General features: G+C 71.5%; 20 protein-coding genes and 1 tRNA gene. 10 read left to right on the top strand and 11 right to left on the bottom strand.

Annotated elements, in window-relative coordinates:
* Positions 1 to 37: 37 nt before the first annotated feature.
* The gene (locus tag ACIPK3_RS00960) at positions 38 to 547 is read right to left on the bottom strand and encodes a hypothetical protein (RefSeq protein ID WP_402565401.1); all 510 of its coding nucleotides are present in this window, start codon (positions 545 to 547) and stop codon (positions 38 to 40) included.
* A gap of 226 nt (positions 548 to 773) precedes the next feature.
* Positions 774 to 1,328 carry a flavoprotein gene (locus tag ACIPK3_RS00955; RefSeq protein WP_402565399.1) on the bottom strand — a complete coding sequence of 185 codons (555 nt, stop codon included), beginning with the start codon at positions 1,326 to 1,328 and terminating at the stop codon, positions 774 to 776.
* Positions 1,329 to 1,435: 107 nt separating this feature from the next.
* On the opposite strand from ACIPK3_RS00955, the gene ACIPK3_RS00950 reads away from it, so the two are divergent.
* Together ACIPK3_RS00950 and ACIPK3_RS00945 are read left to right on the top strand one after the other, a co-directional pair.
* Entirely contained in the window at positions 1,436 to 2,620 is a 1,185-nt protein-coding gene (locus ACIPK3_RS00950) for a helix-turn-helix domain-containing protein (RefSeq protein ID WP_402565397.1), read from the top strand.
* Positions 2,621 to 2,685: 65 nt separating this feature from the next.
* A complete protein-coding gene (locus tag ACIPK3_RS00945; protein WP_402565395.1) occupies positions 2,686 to 3,060 on the top strand; it encodes a hypothetical protein in 375 nt (124 codons plus the stop codon).
* 233 nt (positions 3,061 to 3,293) lie between these two features.
* Here ACIPK3_RS00945 and ACIPK3_RS00940 read toward each other — a convergent pair whose 3' ends face one another.
* On the bottom strand, positions 3,294 to 4,349 hold the full coding sequence (locus ACIPK3_RS00940) for a LacI family DNA-binding transcriptional regulator (RefSeq protein ID WP_402565393.1): 1,056 nt from the start codon (positions 4,347 to 4,349) through the stop codon (positions 3,294 to 3,296).
* A 217-nt stretch (positions 4,350 to 4,566) separates the two neighbouring features.
* Between ACIPK3_RS00940 and ACIPK3_RS00935 the strand changes: the two genes are divergently transcribed.
* The 4 genes from ACIPK3_RS00935 to ACIPK3_RS00920 are packed head-to-tail and all read left to right on the top strand — an operon-like array spanning position 4,567 to position 9,288.
* Positions 4,567 to 5,895, top strand: coding sequence for an ABC transporter substrate-binding protein (locus ACIPK3_RS00935; protein WP_402565391.1), 1,329 nt, complete (start codon positions 4,567 to 4,569; stop codon positions 5,893 to 5,895).
* A complete protein-coding gene (locus ACIPK3_RS00930) occupies positions 5,892 to 6,854 on the top strand; it encodes a carbohydrate ABC transporter permease (protein ID WP_402565389.1) in 963 nt (320 codons plus the stop codon). The genes ACIPK3_RS00935 and ACIPK3_RS00930 overlap by 4 nt, the downstream gene beginning before the upstream one ends.
* On the top strand, positions 6,851 to 7,774 hold the full coding sequence (locus ACIPK3_RS00925; protein WP_402565387.1) for a carbohydrate ABC transporter permease: 924 nt from the start codon (positions 6,851 to 6,853) through the stop codon (positions 7,772 to 7,774). Before ACIPK3_RS00930 ends, ACIPK3_RS00925 begins: the two co-directional genes overlap by 4 nt.
* A gap of 59 nt (positions 7,775 to 7,833) precedes the next feature.
* Entirely contained in the window at positions 7,834 to 9,288 is a 1,455-nt protein-coding gene (locus ACIPK3_RS00920) for a GH1 family beta-glucosidase (protein ID WP_402565385.1), read from the top strand.
* 54 nt (positions 9,289 to 9,342) lie between these two features.
* Here ACIPK3_RS00920 and ACIPK3_RS00915 read toward each other — a convergent pair whose 3' ends face one another.
* Both ACIPK3_RS00915 and ACIPK3_RS00910 read right to left on the bottom strand, forming a co-directional pair.
* Complete coding sequence (locus tag ACIPK3_RS00915; RefSeq protein ID WP_402565383.1) at positions 9,343 to 10,761, bottom strand: sensor histidine kinase; 1,419 nt, start codon at positions 10,759 to 10,761, stop codon at positions 9,343 to 9,345.
* Positions 10,758 to 11,465 (bottom strand): response regulator transcription factor, encoded by a 708-nt coding sequence (locus ACIPK3_RS00910; protein ID WP_402565381.1) that lies wholly within the window; start codon positions 11,463 to 11,465, stop codon positions 10,758 to 10,760. The genes ACIPK3_RS00915 and ACIPK3_RS00910 overlap by 4 nt, the downstream gene beginning before the upstream one ends.
* A 112-nt stretch (positions 11,466 to 11,577) precedes the next feature.
* Here ACIPK3_RS00910 and ACIPK3_RS00905 point away from each other — a divergent pair, with 112 nt between their 5' ends.
* Positions 11,578 to 12,120 (top strand): hypothetical protein, encoded by a 543-nt coding sequence (locus tag ACIPK3_RS00905; protein ID WP_402565379.1) that lies wholly within the window; start codon positions 11,578 to 11,580, stop codon positions 12,118 to 12,120.
* 18 nt (positions 12,121 to 12,138) lie between these two features.
* Here ACIPK3_RS00905 and ACIPK3_RS00900 read toward each other — a convergent pair whose 3' ends face one another.
* Positions 12,139 to 13,032, bottom strand: a complete 894-nt coding sequence (locus tag ACIPK3_RS00900; protein WP_402565377.1) for a spermidine synthase — start codon at positions 13,030 to 13,032, stop codon at positions 12,139 to 12,141.
* A gap of 58 nt (positions 13,033 to 13,090) precedes the next feature.
* A complete protein-coding gene (locus tag ACIPK3_RS00895) occupies positions 13,091 to 13,495 on the bottom strand; it encodes a hypothetical protein (protein WP_402565376.1) in 405 nt (134 codons plus the stop codon).
* Positions 13,496 to 13,760: 265 nt separating this feature from the next.
* Between ACIPK3_RS00895 and ACIPK3_RS00890 the strand changes: the two genes are divergently transcribed.
* Together ACIPK3_RS00890 and ACIPK3_RS00885 are read left to right on the top strand one after the other, a co-directional pair.
* On the top strand, positions 13,761 to 15,221 hold the full coding sequence (locus tag ACIPK3_RS00890; protein ID WP_402565375.1) for a hypothetical protein: 1,461 nt from the start codon (positions 13,761 to 13,763) through the stop codon (positions 15,219 to 15,221).
* Between the two features lie 113 nt (positions 15,222 to 15,334).
* On the top strand, positions 15,335 to 16,423 hold the full coding sequence (locus ACIPK3_RS00885; RefSeq protein ID WP_402565373.1) for an LLM class flavin-dependent oxidoreductase: 1,089 nt from the start codon (positions 15,335 to 15,337) through the stop codon (positions 16,421 to 16,423).
* Here the strand turns inward: ACIPK3_RS00885 and ACIPK3_RS00880 are convergent.
* Positions 16,402 to 18,243, bottom strand: a complete 1,842-nt coding sequence (locus tag ACIPK3_RS00880) for a putative bifunctional diguanylate cyclase/phosphodiesterase (protein WP_402565371.1) — start codon at positions 18,241 to 18,243, stop codon at positions 16,402 to 16,404. The genes ACIPK3_RS00885 and ACIPK3_RS00880 overlap by 22 nt on opposite strands.
* Positions 18,244 to 18,591: 348 nt before the next feature.
* Between ACIPK3_RS00880 and ACIPK3_RS00875 the strand changes: the two genes are divergently transcribed.
* Positions 18,592 to 19,815 carry a M6 family metalloprotease domain-containing protein gene (locus ACIPK3_RS00875; RefSeq protein WP_402566830.1) on the top strand — a complete coding sequence of 408 codons (1,224 nt, stop codon included), beginning with the start codon at positions 18,592 to 18,594 and terminating at the stop codon, positions 19,813 to 19,815.
* Between the two features lie 71 nt (positions 19,816 to 19,886).
* Here ACIPK3_RS00875 and ACIPK3_RS00870 read toward each other — a convergent pair.
* The 3 genes from ACIPK3_RS00870 to ACIPK3_RS00860 form a co-directional block, all read right to left on the bottom strand.
* Positions 19,887 to 19,960: transfer RNA gene (locus tag ACIPK3_RS00870), tRNA-Lys, on the bottom strand.
* Positions 19,951 to 20,613: a bifunctional DNA primase/polymerase gene (locus ACIPK3_RS00865; protein WP_402566829.1), complete on the bottom strand. Its 663-nt coding sequence runs from the start codon at positions 20,611 to 20,613 to the stop codon at positions 19,951 to 19,953. Before ACIPK3_RS00865 ends, ACIPK3_RS00870 begins: the two co-directional genes overlap by 10 nt.
* A 52-nt stretch (positions 20,614 to 20,665) precedes the next feature.
* The gene (locus ACIPK3_RS00860) at positions 20,666 to 21,037 is read right to left on the bottom strand and encodes a hypothetical protein (RefSeq protein WP_402565369.1); all 372 of its coding nucleotides are present in this window, start codon (positions 21,035 to 21,037) and stop codon (positions 20,666 to 20,668) included.
* Positions 21,038 to 21,091: the final 54 nt, after the last annotated feature.

Below are 21,091 nucleotides of genomic sequence, written 5' to 3'. Positions count from 1 at the left end.
CACGAGCGGGCCCCGAGACGGCCGACGTCGCTCACCGTTACAAGGCGTTGTCGGAAGCTCCGCTCTGGTGCCAGGCGTAGACGCGGACGGGGTCGAGATGGAGTTCATTGGGGCCCAGGCAGTCGGCGGCCCAGGTGGCCAGGCGCGAGCCGCAGGCGCAGGCCAGGTTGGGTCCGTATGCGCCGGTGGGACCGCAGCACCCCGTCCAGTTGTCCCCTCGCGTGAAGGAAACCAGGCGGGGCATGACGTCGTCCGGGTGGACGACGACGCTGTCGCGCCGACCCGCGGAGACGGTGTCCCGGGTCCCAACCCGCAGCAGCTCGCGGCCCGTGCGGCGAGGGAGCTTGCCGAGTACCTCGGCCGACACGAAGGGCGCTCCCCACGGGTCGGGGTCGATGGCGTAGTGCCCGCGTGCGATGGTGGAGCGGGCTCGTCCGGTGTTCTTGTCCCGGCCGTCGTCCGGGTCGCCGACTTCTGGGACAGCGGGCAGAGCCACCAGGTCCCCGGTGAGAGCGATCGCGCACCTGGCGCAGTAGAAGGCGGTCACATGTCGGGTTCTACCGCGAGGCGGTTCGGCCCTCACACGGAATATCGACTGGCGACGGCGACGACGTCAAAGCATTAGTGTCCCTGCCACACCAGGCAAGCTGCGGGTGGTCGACGCCCAGGGCCCGCGAATATCCACTTTCGCAGCCGCACCGGACCGCACGGGACCACAGGCCGGTGAGGTGGGGGGACGCGGATCCACCGTTTCGGCCCCTACCGTTGCACGCTCAGGACAAGCTTGTCGAGCTTCCGCCAGATGCCCGTTCGACCGCATCCAGTACCAGCTGCCACGGATACTCCTCCGGCTTCCCCTGACCTGGTTGGTTGGGCACGAACCCGCCCTCGCCGTACAGCACGTTCACACCCATTGCCCTCAGATCGGCAACGCTCCGCTCGAACTGGAGATGCTGCACGTAGGCGGCGTTCACGCAGGGCATCGTCACCATCGGGATCCCCTTTCCGATCCCCTCGGCCACGACACCGACCACGAAGTCCCGCGTGATTCCCTGTGCCCACGCGTTGACCGTGTTGAAGGTGGCAGGCGCGACCGCGATCACGTCGGCCTTCGGCCACACGTCCGGATCACGCGGCAACTTGTACTCCGAGCGGACGGGGTGCCCGGTCAGTTCCTCAAGCGCCGGAAGTTGATCGCCGAGCCATCGGTTCGCGGTGGGGGTCAGCCCGAGACAGACATCGAAGCCTCGCCCTTGAGCATCCCGAATGACGGCGCCGACGTCGAAGACGGGCGGCGCGGCGGAACCGAACAGGTACAGGGTCGTCATGCGAGGTAGTGGATCACACGCAATCGCCGCCGCTCCATACGGATTCGGGGGCAGACGCACGGACCCGCGGGTACCGTTCCAAGTGGCTGATCAGAGCGGAGGCCGCTGTGCCCTCACTGGACGAAGACCACACGGGCGCTCGCATTCGCGAGCAACGGAGACTCTCCGGGCTCACCCAACGCAGTCTTGCCGACCGCATCCCCTACTCGTACAGCCTGTTGAACCAGGTGGAGTGCGGGGCCAGGCCCGCCACCCCGGACTTCGTGGCTGCCGTGGCGCGCGCGCTGAAGATCGACGTCACTACTCTCACAGGCCAGCCCTACGTCACGGAACTCCAACGCGACCGGCTGGCCGAGCTGGTGCGTCCTGTCCGCGAGGCCCTTGACCTGTACGACCTTGGCGCGGACCCATGTCTTCACGCACGCTCGTCGGCTGCACTCGTCGTCGAGGCGGACCGGCTGTGTGCCGAGGTTCGGGCTACTCACCTGCGCAATGCGGCCCGTGCTCTGCCGGGCGTGATTGCCGAGCTCACTCATCATGCCTGGGCAACGCCGTCGACCGAGCTGTGGCAGGCGCTCGGCTCCACCTATCGGACGGCTCACGACGTCACCGTGAAACTCGGCTACTACGACTTGGCCACGGTGGCCCTGGACCGGATGGCGTGGGCCGCAGAGCGTGCCTCGGACCCGTGTCTGGGTGCGGTCCGCCAGTACATGCGCGCTCTGGTGTACTTCCGAGAAGGCGAGTACACGATCGGGCAGCGGCTCATCACATCGGGGCACGGCATCGTCGGCCAGGCCGACGTGGGTCGTGAAGCGCTCGCGGTCGCCGGGCAGTTGCATCTCGGCGGGTCCGTCATCGCTGCGCGCGCGTCAGACGTGGCCTCTGTTGTGGAACACATCGGCGAGGCCCGGAAGATCGCGAAGCGGATCGGGGACGCGTCTGACGTGCACTGGTTGTCGTTCAGCCCGACGAACGTGGCAATGCACCGCATGTCGGCCGCGATGGAGATGGGCCAGTACGACAACGCGTTGACGCAGGCCCGCAGGATCCGGTTGCCCGCCTCGGTCGCGACATCGCGACGGGCCCACCATCTCATCGAACGAGCTCGAACCGAGATGGAGACAGGGCATACGAACGCAGCGCTGGACCATCTCGTGCAGGCCCGGCGTGTGGCACCCGAGCAGACTCGATACCACCCGGGCGCGCGGGAGACGATCCGCAGTCTTGTACACCTGGCACGCAGGACGCCGGACACGCTGAATCACATGGCGGCCTGGGTCGGTTTGTAGCGATGCCCGCGACGCTCACAGATCTGTGAGCGTTCCGGCCCTGCTTCGCTTCTACGGTCATGAGCGTGAGACGGATCACCATGACAGTGGAGGCCTGGCCCATGTCCAGCGAGACCGCACCCGCGAGCGCCGCAGCGCTTGCCCTCCTACCAGTCCCTTTCGCTGTCGGCCTGTCGGAGCAGCAGGTTCGCGGCATCACCTGCGTGTGGGACGGCATCGCGCTCAGCCCCGCCACGGCCATGGACCTGGGAGCGCGGACCGTGTACCGGCTCGGTGAGGCCCGGCAGTGGTACCCCCGCGCATGCCGCCGCTGCGCCGCGAAGTACGCGATGGAGGCCCTCCGACTGCACAGCCCCGGCTGCGAGGAGTGTGTCGGTGACTACGCCCAGTGTGAGACCGGGCTGGATCTGGTCCGGCTGACGGCCGAGGCCCGCCGATGATCTGCGCCCGCTGCGACCGGCCGATCGAGGGCGAGCCCAGGGAGGTCGTCATGGAGTCCGGGACCGGTATGGCCGGCCCGACGTACATATGCCCCGTCCCGTGTGCCTCCGCCCCCGTGCAGAGGTATCCCGTCCGGCGCCTGATCACGCGCGGCGCACCACGCTCCGGCGCCATCAGGCGCCGACCGTCGGCCGGGTGACGCTGAACGACAAGCGCGTCCATGTGTCGGCGGTCAGGACGACGCCCGCGCCACCAGTTCCGTCGGCAGCACCACATGCCGGCGCTCCAGTCTCCGCGTGGCGGCCGGGCGGCGGTCGGCGATCTCCGTCAGGAGCAGGTGCAGCATCGTGCGGCCCATCTCCTCGATGGGCTGGCGGACGCTGGTGAGCGGTGGATCCATGTGGCGGGCGATGGCCGAGTCGTCGTAGCCGACCAGGGCGACGTCGTCGGGGATGCGGCGGCCCGCCCCGCGCAGTACCTGGCGGGCCCCGGACGCCATCACGTCCGAACCCGCGAACACCGCGTCCAGACCGGGGCTGCGGTCGAGCAGTGCGGCCATCGCCCGCCTGCCGCCCTCCTCGGTGAAGTCGCCGGGCTCGATGAGTAGTTCGTCGCCGTCGTGGCCCGCGTCGCGCAGGGCGTCCCGGTAGCCGTCGACGCGCCGCTGCGCGCCGTACACGTCCGGTCGGCCGGTGATGTGGGCGATGCGGTGGCGGCCGCGGGCCAGCAGGTGTTCCACGGCCGAGCGGCCGCCGCCGTAGTTGTCGGAGTCGACCGATGTCAGTGTCTCCGCCGCCGAGCGCGGGCCGCTGATCACCGCCGGGATCTCCAGCTGGGCCAGCAGGTCGGGCAACGGGTCGTCCGCGTGGACCGAGACCAGCAGGACGCCGTCCACCCGGTGCGCGGCCAGATACTGTGCGAGCCTGCGGCGCTCCCGGTCACTGCCCGCGAAGGTCAGCAGCAGCTGCATCTCGGTGTCCGCCAGCCCGGCGCCGACCCCGCGCAGCATGTCGGAGAAGTACGGCTCGGCGAAGAACCGGGTCTCCGGCTCGGGCACCACCAGGGCGATGGAGTCCGTGCGGTTGGCGGCCAGGGCGCGGGCCGCGGTGTTCGGGACATAGCCGAGTTCCGCCACCGCCGCCTCGACGGCCGCGCGGGTCTCCTCACTGACCCGGGGTGAGCCGTTGATCACCCGGGAGACCGTGCCGCGGCCCACACCGGCCCGGGCCGCGACCTGTTCGAGGGTGGGCCTGCCGCCGCCGCGTCCCCGCGTTCCGTGAGTTGCCATGGGCCCCGCCTCCCTCGGCCGCGCCCGCACCGGCCGTTCACACCGGCCTGGAATCTAACAGGGCGGACAACTGGGCACGGTTGGCCGCGTCCGCTCCCTTGACACCCCCGCCGGAACCGACGACTCTTCAACCCATCACTCATGGGAGCGCTCCCACAGTACCTGACACCTACACGTCCCGCACATTCACCACCCCGTCAGGCAACAGGAGGACGCAATGCGCACGAGTACCCGCCGGTCCCGCGGATGGGTCGCCCTCGCGGCCGTCGCCGCACTGGCTTCGGGAGTGCTGGCCGGATGTGCCGACGACTCGGACGACGGCTCGCCCGGCTCGAACGGCGGCGGCAACGACGGCAAGGGAAGGACCACGCTGACCGTCGGAACCTTCGGTGTCTTCGGCTACCAGCAGGCCGGTCTCTACGACGAGTACATGAAGCTCCACCCGGACATCCGCATCAAGGAGAACGTCACCACCCGGACCGACGTCTACTGGCCGAAGGTCCTCACCCGCCTCCAGGCCGGTTCCGGCACGGACGACCTCCAGGCCATCGAGGTCGGCAACATCACCGAGGCCGTGCAGACGCAGGCCGACAAGTTCGTGGACCTCGGCAAGGAGGCCGACACGAGCCAGTGGCTGGACTGGAAGCTGGCCCAGGCCACCACCAAGGACGGCAGGACGATCGCACTGGGCACGGACATCGGCCCGATGGCCATCTGCTACCGCCGGGACCTGTTCGCCAAGGCCGGTCTGGAGACCGACCGCACCAAGCTCGCCGAGCGGTGGAAGGGCGACTGGGCCAAGTACGTCGACCTGGGCAAGGAGTACATGCGGAAGGCGCCCAAGGGCACCAGGTTCGTGGACTCCGCCGCCTCCGTCTACAACGCCGCGATCAACGGCGCGGACCAGCGGTACTACGACAAGGACGGCAACGTCGTCTGGGACAGCTCCCCGGGCGTCAAGTCCGCCTGGAACGTGGCGATGTCCGTGGCGCGAAGCGACATGTCCGCGAAACTGAAGCAGTTCGACAAGCCCTGGGACCAGGGCTTCGCGAACGGCACCTTCGCCACGGTGGCCTGCCCGGCCTGGATGATCGGCTACATCGAGCAGAAGTCCGGTGACTCCGGCAAGGGCAACTGGGACGTGGCCGAGGCGCCGACGGGCGCCAACTGGGGCGGCTCCTTCCTCGGCGTACCGACGGCGGGCAAGCACCGCAAGGAGGCCGTCGCCCTGGCGAAGTGGCTCACCGCGCCCGAACAGCAGGCGAAGGTCTTCGCCAAGCAGGCCAGCTTCCCGTCGACCCCGTCCGCGTACCCGGGCCTCAAGCCGGCCGCCGACACCACCGCGTACTTCTCCGGGGCGCCGATCACGCAGATCTTCTCCGACTCGGCGAAGGCGATCCCGACGCAGTACTTCGGCGTCAAGGACCAGCCGATCAACACCGCGATCACCGACATCGGCATCCTCCAGGTGGAGCAGAGGGGCAAGAGCCCCGCTCAGGGCTGGAGCGCGGCCACCGCGGAGATCAAGGACGTGCTGGGCCAGTGAGCGGACCGACGCAGGCTCTCGCGCGGTCCGCGCCGCGGGCCCGCGCCGGCAACTGGCGCGCCCGGCTGTACCGCTGGGACACGAAGGCGTCGCCGTACGCCTTCGTCGCCCCCTTCTTCGTCCTCTTCGGGGCCTTCTCCCTGGTCCCGCTGCTGTACACGGCCTGGTACTCGCTGCACCACGTCCAGCTGTCCTCGCTGGACCGGCAGAGCTGGGCGGGCCTGGACAACTACCGGAATCTGCTGTCCTCGGACTTCTTCTGGAACGCCCTCGCGAACACCTTCAGCATCGGGCTGATCTCCACCGTGCCGCAACTGCTGGCCGCGCTCTGGCTGGCGCACCTGCTCAACTACAGGCTGCGGCGGCCGACCGTGTGGCGGGTCGTGATGCTCACCCCGTACGCCACCTCGGTCGCGGCGGCGACGCTGGTGTTCACACTGCTCTACTCCTGGGACGGCGGCATGGTCAACTGGCTGCTGCACTTCGTGGGGGTGGACCCGGTCAACTGGCGCGAGTCGGACTGGGGTTCCCGGTTCGCCGTGTCGTCGATCGTGATCTGGCGGTGGACCGGCTACAACGCGCTGATCTACCTCGCGGCCATGCAGGCGATCCCGGCCGATCTGTACGAGTCGGCGGCGATCGACGGCGCGAACCGCTGGCAGCAGTTCCGGCACGTCACCGTTCCACAACTGCGGCCGACGATCCTGTTCACGGTGGTCGTCTCCACCATCGGGGCGACCCAGCTCTTCGGTGAGCCGCTGCTGTTCGGCGGGGTCAGCGGCTCCAAGGGCGGCTCCGAGCACCAGTACCAGACGCTCGGTCTGTACATGTACGACCAGGGCTGGATCATCGGCAATCTCGGCAAGGCGTCCGCGATCGCCTGGTCGATGTTCCTGATCCTGCTGGTCGTCGCCGGAATCAGTCTGCTGTTCACCCGACGCCCGAGGAAGTCTCCATGACGACGACCGGTGAACTGCCCCTGGCCTCCGCGAAGACGAAGCAGACGAAGAAGGCGAAGAAGACAGAGAAGGCGAAGCGGCGCCTGGTGCTGGGCGCGGGGCGGCAGCTGCACGCGGGGCCGGTCACCTACGCCGTGCTGACGGTGTTCGCGCTCGCCTCCGTCGCCCCGCTGGTGTGGACGGCCGTGGCCGCCTCCCGCACCGACCGCCGACTGGCCCAGACCCCGCCGCCGTTGTGGTTCGGCGGCAACCTGCCCAGGAACCTGCGGGCCGCCTGGGAGCAGGCCGGACTCGGCACCGCGATGTTCAACTCCACGCTGGTCGCGGGCACCATCACGGTCAGTACGGTGCTCTTCGCCACGCTCGCCGGGTTCGCCTTCGCCAAACTGCGGTTCCGGTTCTCGGGCGTACTGCTGCTGCTGACCATCGGCACCATGATGATCCCGCCGCAGCTCGCCGTCGTACCGCTGTACCTGTGGATGGCGGACCTCGGCTGGTCGAACCAGTTGCAGACGGTCGTCCTGCCGAGTCTGGTGACCGCGTTCGGCACCTTCTTCATGCGGCAGTACCTGGTACGGGCGCTGCCCTCGGAACTGATCGAGGCGGCCCGGGTGGACGGGGCGAGCAGTCTCCGGATCGTCTGGCACGTCGTCTTCCCCGCGGCACGGCCCGCGATGGCTGTACTCGGGCTGCTGACGTTCGTGTTCGCCTGGAACGACTTCCTGTGGCCGATCATCGCCCTGAACCAGCAGAACCCGACCGTTCAGGTCGCGCTCAACTCGCTGGGCACCGGCTATGTCCCGGACCAGGCGGTCATCATGGCGGGCGCGCTGCTCGGCACCCTGCCGCTGCTCGTCGCCTTCCTTCTGTTCGGCAGGCAGATCGTCGGCGGAATCATGCAGGGCGCGATCAAGGGCTGACTCCCTCCCGCCCCGCGCACACCCGCCGACCCCATACGACCTCTCATGGGAGCGCTTCCATGTCCGAGCCCGTCCCCTCCGTTTCCACCGCGGGCCCCGGGGCCCCTGTGACCTTCCCGCCCGCGTTCCTGTGGGGCGCCGCCACCTCCGCCTACCAGATCGAGGGGGCCGTCCGGGAGGGCGGCCGCACCCCCTCCATCTGGGACACCTTCAGTCATACGCCCGGCAGGACGGCCGGCGGCGAGACCGGTGACATCGCCGTCGACCACTACCACCGCTACCGCGACGACGTGGCACTGATGGCCGAACTCGGCCTCAACGCCTACCGGTTCTCGGTTTCCTGGCCCCGGGTGCAACCGACCGGCCGGGGCCCGGCGGTCCAGGCCGGCCTCGACTTCTACCGGCGTCTGGTGGACGAGCTGCTCGCCCACGGAATCCGCCCGGCACTCACCCTCTACCACTGGGACCTGCCGCAGGAGTTGGAGGAGGCGGGAGGCTGGCCGGAGCGGGACACCGCGCACCGCTTCGCCGAGTACGCACGGCTCGTCGGCGAGGCGCTCGGCGACCGGGTGGAGCAGTGGATCACCCTCAACGAGCCCTGGTGCAGCGCCTTCCTCGGCTACGGCTCCGGTGTGCACGCCCCCGGCCGTACCGATCCGGTGGCCGCGCTCCGAGCCGCCCATCACCTCAACCTGGCACATGGGCTCGGCACTTCGGCGCTGCGCTCGGCGATGCCGGCCCGCAACTCGGTGGCGATCAGCCTCAACTCGGCGGTGGTGCGTCCGCTCACCCGGGACCCGGCGGACCTCGCGGCCGCCCGCACCATCGACGACCTGTCCAACGGTGTCTTCCACGGCCCGATGCTGCACGGCGCCTACCCGGGGACCCTGTTCGACGCCACGGCCCCGCTCACCGACTGGTCGTACGTGCACGACGGCGACCTGCGCACGGCCAACCAGCCGCTGGACGCGCTGGGCCTGAACTACTACACCCCGGCGCTGGTCTCGGCCGCCGGGCCGGGCCGTCCGGGCCCCCGGGCGGACGGACACGGCGTGAGCGCGCACTCTCCCTGGCCCGGCGCGGACGGCGTCGCCTTCCACCGGACGCCGGGCGAACGCACCGAGATGGGCTGGCCCGTCGACCCGACGGGGCTGCACGAACTGCTCATGCGGTACACGAGGGAGGCGCCCGGGCTGCCGCTGTACGTCACCGAGAACGGCGCGGCCTACGACGACCGGCCCGGCCCGGACGGCCGTGTGCACGACCCCGAACGCATCGCCTATCTGCACGCCCATCTGTCCGAGGTCCGCCGCGCGATCGGCGAGGGCGCGGACGTGCGCGGCTACTTCCTGTGGTCCCTGCTGGACAACTTCGAATGGTCCTACGGCTACGGCAAGCGGTTCGGCATGGTGTACGTCGACTACCCGACCCTGGCCAGGATCCCGAAGTCGAGCGCCCGCTGGTACGCGCGAGCGGCCCGCACCGGTTCGCTCCCGTCGCCGCACACTCCCTGACGGCAACGGCCGTACGGCACGCGGGGTCCGCGCCGGCTCACGTGCTCACGTGCCTCACGGCAGGGAACGCGGCCCGGGCCGGGCGCCGCCGGTCAGGGCGGCGACCAGCCGGGCGGTCCGGCGCCGCCGCACGGCGCCCCGGTGCCCGCGCCGCACCGGGGCGCGCCCGTCCAGCTGGATCCGGATCCGGACCTCGGTGCCACCGAGGACGGACGGGCCGATCAGCACGTCGCCGCCGGTGGACTCGGCGAGCCGGCGCACGATGTCTAGGCCGAGGCCGGTGGAGCCGTCGTGGCCCGAGCCCCGGCCGCGGGCCATGGCCGACTCGGGGTCGGGTATGCCGGGGCCCGCGTCCGAGACCAGCACGATCACCGCGTCGTCCGCGTGGTGCACGTCCACCGCGAAGGCCGTGCCCTCGGCGGTGTGCCGGAAGACGTTGCCGAGCAGCGCGTCGAGCGCGGCGGCCAGGTCGGTCCGGGCCACGGGCAGGCGCACCGGCCGCTCGGCCCCGGCGAGCCGCCACTCGCGGCCCTCGTCCTCGGCGAGCGCGGACCAGAACCCCATCCGCTCCCGCACCACCTCGGCCGCGTCGCATCCAGCGCCGGGCCCGGCCACGGCCGTCTGCGGCTTGGCCTCCCGGGCCGTGCGGATGATGGTGTCGACCTCGCGTTCCAGCTGGGCGACGGCGGATCTGGTCTGCTCGGCGGCGGTGCCGTCACCGAGCGAGGCCGCGTTCAGCCGGAGCACGGTGAGCGGGGTGCGCAGCCGGTGCGACAGGTCCGCCGCCAGTTCCCGCTCGTTGGCGAGGAGTTGGACGACCTGGTCGGCCATGGAGTTGAACGCGACCGCCGCCAGCCGCAGTTCGTCCGGCCCCTGCTCGGGCACCCTGGCGCCGAGTCTCCCCTCCCCCAGTTCCCGCGCGCCCTCGACCAGCCGCCGCGCGGGCCGCACCATGCGGACGCCCAGCCGGTCGGCGACCGCGACGGAGCCGACGGTCAGCGTGGCGCCGACGGCGGCGAGGACGGCCCAGGCGGTGCCGACGCCGTTGCTGACGGCGGACTCGGGGACGTACACCTCGACCACGGCGATCGCGCCGGAGCTCAGCGCGACCGGCTGGAGTAGTGCGGAGCCGCCGGGCACCCCGGCGGTGGAGGCGCGGCCCAGCCGGCGCACGGTGGTGATGTCCCGGTCGGCGGCGCGCTGTCTGCCGATGTCGACGGCCTGCGCGGTGTCCACGGCCGGCAGGTGCACGGCCATCCCGGAGTCCGCGCCCGCCGAGGCGACGACCCGCTCCAGCTTGTCCCGGTCGGTGGTGATGGACAGTGCCGGGGCGACGGCCGCGGCCTCCCGCTCGGCGTTGGAGAAGGCGCGGTCCCGGGCCATCTCCTTGATGACGAGCCCGAGCGGTACGGCGAAGGCGACCACGACCATCGTGGTGACCGCCAGGCAGACCTTGACCAGTGCCCATCTCATGGCAGGGGCTCCGCTTCTCCGGGCGGCTCCAGCTTCACGCCGACACCGCGCAGGGTGTGCAGATAGCGCGGCCGGGCCGCCGTCTCGCCCAGTTTGCGGCGCAGCCAGGACAGATGGACGTCGATGGTCTGGTCGTCGCCGTAGGCCTGCTGCCAGACCTCGGCGAGGAGTTCCCTGCGCGGCACGACGACACCGGGGCGGCCGGCCAGGAAGGCGAGCAGGTCGAACTCGCGGCGGGTGAGGTCGAGCCGTACGCCGTCCAGTTCGGCCTGCCTGCGCAGCGGGTCGACGGTCAGGCCGCCGACCCGGACGGCGGTGGACGGCGGGCCGTCGGCGGCGACCGCTCGGGTGCGGCGCAGCACGGCGGCGATACGGGCCGAAAGGTGTGCCACGGAGAACGGCTTGATGAGATAGTCGTCCGCCCCTGCGTTCAGCAGCCGGACGATCTCGCTCTCGTCGTCGCGGGCGGTGGCGATGATGACCGGCACGTCGGTGATGCCGCGCAGCATCTTCAGCGCCTCGGAGCCGTCCAGATCGGGCAGGCCCAGATCCAGGACGACCACGTCGAAGCGGACATGGGCGACCTCGCGCAGCGCCTCCAGCGCGGTGCCGACGCTGCGCACGGTGTGCGCGGCGTCGGTCAGATGCCGGATGAGCGCCGAGCGTACGAACTGGTCGTCCTCGACCACGAGCACACTTGCCATGCGCCGCACCGTACGCCATCGGGCCGACGCCGGTGCGGCCCTGTGGACAACCGCCTGTGGATAACTCCGGGCGGCTGCGACTCCCGTGACGGGTGGGGCAGTATGGCTCACGATGCTCAGAGGACTCGCACACGTACTCGCTTGGTCGCTCGCCACCGGCGCGGCGGTCACACTGTCGTGGTGGGGTGTCCACACGGTGATGGCGGGGACGGCCTACGACCCGCCGCGCGCACTGCCCATCACGGCGGACGACGCGCCGGCCCGGAGTCCGAAGCCGTCGGATCCGGCCGTGTCCGGGCCCCCGGCCGCCTCGCGCGGCCCGTCCGGTGAACCGTCGGCGTCCCGCACTGCGTCGCGCGCCCCGGCCCCGGCCGCCTCCGGCCAGAACCGGAGCCGGAATCAGAGTGAGAGCCAGGACCAGGGCCGGAGTCAGGGCCAGGTCAGGAGTTACGACACCGACGGCGGCCGGGCGGTCTTCGAGCTGGGCCGGACCAGCGCGACGCTCGTCTCCGCGACACCCGGCACCGGCTGGTCGATGCAGGTGTGGAAGACGGAGTCGTGGATCCGGGTGGATTTCGCCCGGAGCACGGACCGGGTCACGGTGTTCTGCACCTGGCACGACGGGCCGCCGCACGTGACCGTCAACACCTACTGACGGCGTCCGGCGCGGTGTTCACCGGAACACCGAGGGCGGCGGAGCCGGAGAGGCGATCGCCGCCGCGTCCGTCACGGGTACGGCACCGCCGGTGAAGTCGGTGAGGGTGCGGGCGTGTTCGAGGCGGCCGGGGTGCGGGTCGGAGGCGGCCCGGCGGGTCAGTTCGGCGATCGGGAGCGGGCGGTCGGAGGCGACCAGTATCGCGTTGCCGAACCGCTTGCCGCGCAGCACGGCCGGGTCGGCGATGAGCGCGAGTTCGGTGAACCGGGCGGCCACGGTGGCGATCTGGCCGCGCAGATGGGCGAGCGGCGGTCCGTCGGCGATGTTCGCGGCGTAGACGCCGGCCGGGCCGAGAGCCCGGCGGACCTCGTCCAGGAACTCGGTGGAGGTGAGGTGGGCGGGGGTGCGGGCCCCGCTGAACACATCGGCGACGATCAGGTCGGCCCAGCCGTCCGGCACCTTGGCCAGGCCCTCGCGGGCGTCCGCCGACCGCACCCGGATCCGCGCGTTCTGATCCAAGGGGAGTTCCCGGCGTACCAGTTGGACGAGGGCGGCGTCCCGCTCGACGACCTGCTGGGTGGAGCGGGGGCGGGTGGCGGCGATGTACCGGGCGAGGGTGAACGCGCCGCCGCCGAGGTGCACGGCGTGTACGGGCCTGCCGGGTGGGGCGGCCAGGTCGATGACGTGACCGAGGCGCCGCTGGTACTCGAAGGAGAGGTACGACGGGTCGTCCAGGTCGACATGGGACTGCGGGGCGCCGTCGATCAGCAGCGTCCAGGCCCGGCTGCGGTCGGGGTCGGGTACCAGTTGGGCGAGTCCGCCGTCGACGGTCTCCGTGACGGCCTGTGCGCCGCCCGACCCGCGTCGCCGGCCTCCGGCTCGCTCCCGCTCCTGGTTTCTCGACTTCCCCACTCCACCATTTTCGCAGGTGGCGGGTGGCCCTGCCGCACAGAGCCCACACGCAGCCGCGTCAGCGGCGGCTGTCCGCGGCCTCGATCAGCCGCGCAGCCTCGCCCAGGGCCCGGCGCAGCATGGCTGGGTCCGTCGCGAGGTCGGCGTCGCCGGGGGGCAGCAGCCAGTCCGAGCCCTTCACCGGCGGCTGCGGATCCAGTCTCATGCCACGGCCGTTGGTCTCGGTGCAGGTGCTCCCGGGGACGTCCCACGCGGCGGCGGTCCCGGGCGGCACGAGGAAGCCGAGGGTGTCGCACTCGTCGTCGTGCAGTACCGGCCCCACCGCGTCCCCGGCTCCCCGCCGCAGGATGTCGACCGCCTCCAGCCCCTGCCGGGCCGGCACCGTCACGAGATCACATCCCGGCTCCGGCAGCACGGAGGAGTCGTCGTACGTACAGGGATCGTTGCTCTGGCTGGTCGCCATCCCGGCCTCCACACACTGCCCTTTTACGGTCCATGAGTCTCAACGCGCCAACCGCGTCAACAGCAACGCCGGAAGTCAGCCGCAAAGGATGGCAGTTCATGGCAGATCGTGGATGAGATATCCGGTTTGTAGCCAAACACTGCGTGGCGGGTCGGATACACCAGGTACTTTCATGCCGCCGGAAGCCGGGAGTCGCTCGGGCTGGTTGTCCCGTTTTCACCCGGGTCCGGCACGGTTCGACGGTTCGCACGAGAGGAACCCGGCCATGACGTCGTCAACCGTGACCTCGTCACAGCCCGATCGGCCACCACGGCCGAACCTCGCCTTCCGGCGACTGCGCGGCCGGCGGTCACCCGCCGAGTTCGCAGCGCTGGTACGGCGGGCCGCCCGCGAGATCGGCGAGCGGGTCAGCTGTGACGCGCGTTACATCGGCCGGGTCGAGGCGGGTGAGATCCGCTGCCCGAACTACGCGTACGAACGGGTGTTCCTGCACATGTATCCCGGCCGCACGCTCGCCGACCTCGGCTTCGCCCCCCGCTCCGCCGTACGCGGACGCGGGCCACGGCCACCGGGGGAGGTGGCTCGACCGACCGTGGCCCCCATGGCCCTCACGAGTCCCGCGTACGACGCGAGTGAGACGTCCGGGGACCACGAGCCGTATGAGCCGTATGACACGCAGGACCCGTACGACACGCACGAGAACCACGAGGAGAGCGACGTGCTGCGTCGCGCATTCATGACGGGTGGCGCCACCGTGGCCGCCGCTCTGGGCCCCTTCGGGCTCACCTTCGACGCCGCGGCCGCCGACCGGCCGGTCCGCCGCGCCGGGTCCGCGCAGGCCGCGGCCCTCGAGGAAGCCGTCCGCGAGATCCGGCTGCTCGACGACCGGCACGGCGCGGACGGGCTCTACCGACGTGCCGCGGGTCCGCTGCGCGCCGCCTACGCGCTGCTGGACGCGGGCGCGACCAGGCAGGCGACGGCCGACCGGCTGCACTCGGGCGCCGGTGAGCTCGCCATCTCGGTGGGCTGGCTGGCCCATGACTCCGGGCGTTTCGACGACGCCCGCTCGCACTACGCGGAGGCCCTCGCCACCGCCCGGATGACCGGGGACGACGCGCTGGAGGCCCACGCCTTCTGCAATACGGCGTTCCTCGCCCGGGACGCGGGCCGGCCCCGGGAGGCCGTGCGGGCGGCGCAGGCCGCGCAGCGGGTGGGGCGCTCGCTGGGCTCGGCGCGGCTGATGTCCCTGCTCGCGCTGCGCGAGGCCGGCGGCTGGGCGGGCCTCGCCGACCGCACCGCCTGCGAACAGGCGCTGGCCCGGGCGCTGGCCCTCCACCAGCGGGGCGTCTCGGACGCCGACCCCGAGTGGATGAGTTTCTACGGGGAGGCCGAGCTGGAGGGGCTGGAGGCGCAGTGCTGGTCGACCCTGGGCGACTGGCGGCGCGCGGCCCGGCACGCGCGGCGGGCCGCACAGCTCCAGGATCCGCACTTCAGCCGCAACATCGCCCTCTACACCGCCGAACTCGCCGACGACCTGGCGCGCGGCGGGCGGCCGGACGAGGCGGCGTCGGCCGGAATGAAGGTCCTCGATCTGCTGGACCAGGTCCAGTCGTCCCGCATCCAGGCGATGCTCGCGGGCACGGCCCGCGTCCTGCTCCCGCACCGGCGCGCCTCGGGCGTCCCGGAGTTCCTGGAACGCCACGCCTCGCTGCCGCGCCAGGGGTGAGACCGGGCTGCGGGGGTGAGCCCGTGCGGGAAGCCCGCCGGGAATAAGCGGAGAGTGCCTCCTGTTGTCTGTCGGCAGTTCACCGTACGGCCGAGAAGCAGGAGGCACCCACCGTGTCGGCAGACGAGATCCGGGGAACGACGCGGGGCACGGCCCCGGTCCCCCTCTCCGTACTGGACCTGGTGACCGTCGGCGCGGGGAGTACCGCCACCGACGCGCTGCGGACGAGTGTGGCGCTGTCCCGGTTCGCCGAGGGGCGCGGTTTCCACCGGTACTGGGTCGCCGAGCACCACTCGATGCCCGGGGTGGCGTCGTCCTCGCCCGCGGTGATCCTGGCCCACCTGGCCGCGCACACCGAGCGGATCAGGCTCGGCTCGGGCGGGGTCATGCTGCCCAACCACGCGCCCCTGGTCGTCGCGGAGCAGTTCGGCACCCTGGAGGCCATGGCCCCGGGCAGGATCGACCTGGGCCTGGGGCGCGCCCCGGGCACCGACGGGGCCACCGCCGCCGCGCTGCGCCGTACGGACACATTGAACGAGGGCGCGGACGACTTCCCGGAGCAGCTCGCCGAGCTGACCCGGTTCCTGGACGACGACTTCCCGGACGGCCACCCCTACGCGCGCATTCACGCGATTCCCGGACCGGTGCAGGGGACCACTCCCGGCGGCGTCCAGTCGCCGCACCGCCCGCCGGTCTGGCTGCTCGGCTCCTCCGGCTTCAGCGCCCGGCTGGCCGGTCTGCTCGGCCTGCCGTTCGCCTTCGCCCACCACTTCTCGGCGCGGAACACCGTCCCGGCGCTCGACCTGTACCGCGAGTCCTTCCGCCCGTCCGGCGTCCTGGACGCGCCCTACGCCCTCATCGGGGTCTCGGCGCTCGCCACGGACGAGGAGGGGGAAGCCCGCCGTCAGGTGCGGGCCGCCGCGCTGAACATGCTCCGGCTGCGCACCGGCCGACCGGGGCTCTTCCCCGATCCGGACGAGGCGGCCGGGCATGAATTCGGTGCGCACGAGGAGGAGTTCCTCCAGTCCTGGGCCGCCAACGTCGTGCACGGCACGGCCGACGAGGTCCGTCTGGGCCTGGACGCGCTGCAGAAGCGCACCGGCGCCGACGAGTTGATGCTCACCTCACACGCCCACCGGGGTGAGCTGCGGTTGCGCTCGTACGAACTGATCGCCGACGCCTACGAGTTGCCGACCGCGTAGGCCCGCGCCCCCAGCAGCTCGGAGATGCGGTCCGGTGACACCGGCCGGGAGTACAGCCAGCCCTGGCCGGTGTCGCAGCCGATGTGCCGCAGCCGGTCCGCCTGGACGGACGTCTCCACGCACTCGGCGGTGACGGTCAGGCCCAGCCGGTGGGCGAGCTGGATCATCGCCTCCACGACGACCTCGTCGGCCGGGTTGGGCCGGTCGCCGGGTTCGTCGTACTGGAATCCCCGCACGAACGAGCCGTCCAGCTTGAGTACCGACACCGGAAGCCGGCTCAGGTAGGCCAGGTTCGAGTAGCCGGTGCCGAAGTCGTCGATGGCGATGCGCACGCCCATGTCGCTGAGCGCCTGGAGGGCCTGGAGCGGCCGGCCCGCCGAGCCCATCACCGCGGACTCGGTCAGCTCCAGTTGCAGCAGACGGGGTTCCAGACCCGTCTCCGCGAGGATCTGCGCCACGTCCGTCACCAGGTCCGAGTCCCACACCTGGCGGACGGCCACGTTGACGCTCACGAAGATCGGCGGATCGTCCGGGCGGTCCAGCTGCCAGCGGCGGGCCTGGCGGCAGGCGGTGGCCAGCGCCCAGCGGCCGAGCGGCACGATCGCCCCGTCCTCCTCGGCCAGTCCGATGAACCGATTCGGCGTCAACATGCCGAACTGCGGGTGATGCCAGCGCACCAACGCCTCGACCCCACGCAGCCGGCCGTCCTCCATGCCGACCAACGGCTGGTACTCCAGGGCGAATTCCCCGCGGTCGATGGCGGGACGGAGCGTCGAGGACAGAGCCTGACGTGTCATCAGGTGGGCGTTGCGCTCCGGGTCGAACAGAGTCCAGCGGGCCTTTCCGTCGGCCTTCGCCCAGTACAGCGTGGTGTCGGCGGCCTGCATCAGCCCGGTGGCCGTCGTCCCGGCCGCGTGCCGCTCCACGACGCCGATCGACGCCGACAGCGACAACCGCTGACCCGCCAGGTCGAAGGGCCGCTGAATGGCCTCCAGGGCCGCCTCGGCCAGGTCGGCCAGCTGCTCGGTGCCCGTCGAGTCCTCGACCAGCAGGGCGAATTCGTCGCCGCCGAGCCGGGCGACCAGGGGCGCGCCGGTTCGCGCGAACCCGGCCGCGTCGGCGACCAGGTTCAGGCGGTCGGCGACGGCGGCGAGCAGCCGGTCGCCGACGCGGTGGCCGAGGGTGTCGTTGACCGCCTTGAAGCCGTCGAGGTCGAGATAGCACAGCCCGATCCGGCCGGTCCCGCTCTGCTCGTACGACTCCGTCTCCAGCGCGGCCGAGAGGCGTTCGAAGAACAGGGTGCGGTTGGGCAGCCGGGTCACCGGGTCGTGCATCTGCAAGTGCCGCAGTCTGGCCTGGAGTTCACGCCGGGCGCTGATGTCGGTGACCGACATCAGCACGCGGGGCTCCGGCCCCTCCAGCGGGGTGACCGTGACCTGCGCCCAGACCACGCGCCCGTCGGGGTGCTTCAGCCGTCGGGTGCAGCGCAGCTTCGCCTGCCGGCCGCGCAGCACCTCGCGGTAGGCGTGCCAGGTGCGCGCGTCCGAGGCCAGGTCCACCAGGTCGGCGGCCGGGCGGCCGGCGATCGCGTCGGGGGCCGGTCCGAGCAACGCGCCGAACGCGTCGTTGGCATGGGTGACCAGGCCCTCGCCGTCCACGACGGCCATGGCGAGCGGCGCGGCGGCGAAGACGGCCCGGTACGCGTGCGGCGTGGGGTCGTGGCGGGACTCGGTACGAGGAGACGTACTGATGTCACTCTCTGTGACGGCCGACCGGTCGAGGTCTGCCGCGGGCGTCGGCCCTTCGGACGTTCCGCTCACCGCTCGCTCCCGCAGTGCACTCGATGTCTGTCCGTGCAGGAAAGTGTGCCGATCATAGGGGCTGGCCCGGAGGCCTTCCAGCCACTCTCCAGTGTCCCCGACGAACCGGCCGTTCTGACAGATCGTTTCTGCCCGCACCTGGACGGGTTCTTAAGGCCCTCGACCACTTGTGACGTTCCGTGAGTACTTCGGGGTGTCGCCCACTCGGCCGCATTCACAGTCCCTCACCCTTCTGGTGCAGACAAACTGGGCGTACGCCATCAAACTCCCACAGGCTGGGTGCGGTGTCGCCCGAACCGCATCCGGAGGTCCTTCGTGCCGCGTCCCCAGTTGCGCAGCACCGCCGCAATGTTCACCGCGATGTCGGCGCTCGCCGCGACCTCGATCCTCAGCAGTCCGTCGGTCGCCGAACCGTTCTCCGCGACACCGTGCGCGCTGCACCGCACCGACGCGCACCATTCGGAGGGCCTGGACACCTGGAACGCCTCCTACGCCCGCCCGGCCCGCCCGCTCTCCGCGGTACTGGTCTTCCTGGCCTTCCCGGACGCCACCCCGCGCACCACCCCCGCGGAACTGACCGCCGACCACTTCCCGGCCACCAGCCGCTTCTTCGAGCAGTCGTCCTACGGGAAGTTCACGCTGCGCCCGCATCCGCTGGGCCACTGGCTGCGCATGCCGTCGCCGTCGACTTCGTACGCGATAAAGCGCGACTGGAGCGCGGCGCGGCGGGCCGCCTATCTGCACGACGCGTTCGCCGTGGCCGACAAGGAGGTGGACTTCTCGCGCTACGACATCGTCTACTTCGTGGCCGACCCGGACGCGCCGGGCGTGGACTCCGACGCGACGAAGGTCGTCAACCTGGACAGTCCGGAGCACGCCGACGGCACCGACGTACGGCGGGTGGTGACCGTCTTCGAGCGGCATCCGCCCGACCGGCTGGTCCTCGCACACGAGACGGGTCACCTGTTCGACCTGCCGGACCTGTACCACCGCCCGTCGGACGGGAAGGGCGACTGGGACACCTACGTCGGCGACTGGGACCTGATGGGCAGCCAGTTCGGGCTGTCCCCCGACCTGTTCGCCTGGCACAAGTGGAAGCTGGGCTGGCTCGACCCCCGGCAGGTGACGTGCGTACGGGGCACCCGGCCCACCCGGCTGACCCTGGAGCCCCTCGCCGCCGGGCCGGGCACCCTCGTCGCGGGCGCCTTCGGAGCGCGGGCGTTCGGACTGGGCGACGGCACGAAGCTGGCCGTCGTACGCACCGGCACCGACAGCGCGCTGGCCTTCGAGGCGCGCGGCTCGGCCGGAAACGACGAGACGGCCTGCCGGCAGGGCGTACTGGTGTACCGGGTGCACGGCGGGGCGGCCTCCGGCGGCGGACCGATCGAGGTGGTGGACGCCCACCCGCGCACCGAGGCGTGCTGGGAGGACTCGGTGTACCCGCCGCTGGCCGACGCGCCGGTCGCCCTCGGGGAGAGCTTCACCGTGCCCGGGGACGGCGTGAAGGTGGAGGTGGAGGGGCGCACGGCGTCCGGGGCGTGGACGGTGCAGATCACACCGGCGGTGAGCTGAGCGACCGACCGGCATACACCGAAAGGCATGCGAAGAGGCCCCTCGCGCGTGCGAGGGGCCTCTTCGGTCGGTGCGCCGCCAGGGACTCGAACCCCGGACCCGCTGATTAAGAGTCAGCTGCTCTAACCAACTGAGCTAGCGGCGCCTGCTGACGTCGTAGACCTTAGCATCCTGATCGGCGGGAGGAAAAATCGATATCCGTACGACCGTGCGGGCCGCCCGTACGGCCGCCCAGAGCAGGACCTCGGGGCCCGGCAGCCAGGGATGCCGGGTGTCGGGCGCCACCAGCCAGTGGGAACCACCCGGGGCGGGGGACTCCGCCAGGGCGAGGGCCGGGACGGTCACCGCGTCCCCGGCGCCGTGGCACAGCAGCGGCGGTACGTCCTCCGCGCGCCCGCGCTCACCGTCCCCCGACCCCCATTCCTCCCAGGTCAGCAGGGAGGGCAGCCGCTGCGCCGTACCCGGGGCGGCGAACAGCAGCATCCGGCCCCGGAACACCGCGACCGGCCCGGATCCCGGCCCCTCGACCCACAGCCGGTCCAGCATGCGGCGGCCGAAGATCGCGGGCACGCTCACCACGTCGAAGGCGGTGCCGCACGGCAGCACCACCGGCGCGTCGGGACGCTCCGCCCAGAGCGCGAGGGTGCTGCGCGGATAGGTTCCGGCGGAGGCGAGCCAAGCGGCGCCGTCCGAGGTCACAGTACGTGTGCTGCTCATGGAACATACATTTACCGCCCGTGAGCGGCCCGTTCCGGAGGGTTGCGGAAAACGGGGACGCGGATGGCGGGCTCGGGGTATCTTGCCCGCCTGGCATATGCCGTACGGGTGACGCGGCTGCGGGCGCGGCGACTCACACGGGGTCGGCGGTGCCCCGGTCCTCCGCGCCGACGCCCCGCATCAGGTCACGTCCGAACTCGATCATCTTCTTGGCGTAGTCCTCGGTCCACTCCGCGCGCTCCGCGATGTCCGCGGCCGTCAGCCGGTCGAACCGCCGGGGGTCGGCCAGCTGTGCCGCGGCGACGGCCTGGAACTCCATCGCCCGGTCGGCGGCCGCCCGGAACGCCTGCGTCAGCTCCGTGGCGCGGGCCAGCAGCGCACGGGGGTCGTCGATCGACTCCAGGGCGAAGAAGTGCTCGGGATCGGAGACCGCCTCCACGGGCTCGAAGAGCAGCGGCGCGGGGCGTAGCCGCGGTTCGTTCCGACGCGGCGTGGGCTCCGCCATGTCTTTTCTCCTCGGGTGATACGGGTGGGCCACCGTCCATTGTGGCGCGGTGAC

Origin of the sequence: Streptomyces sp. NPDC086787 (assembly GCF_044745865.1) — a bacterium.
In the GTDB taxonomy this organism is placed as follows: Bacteria; Actinomycetota; Actinomycetes; order Streptomycetales; family Streptomycetaceae; genus Streptomyces.
The sequence above is the reverse complement of the archived record's forward strand: the minus strand, read 5'-3'. Positions and strand labels throughout refer to the sequence as shown.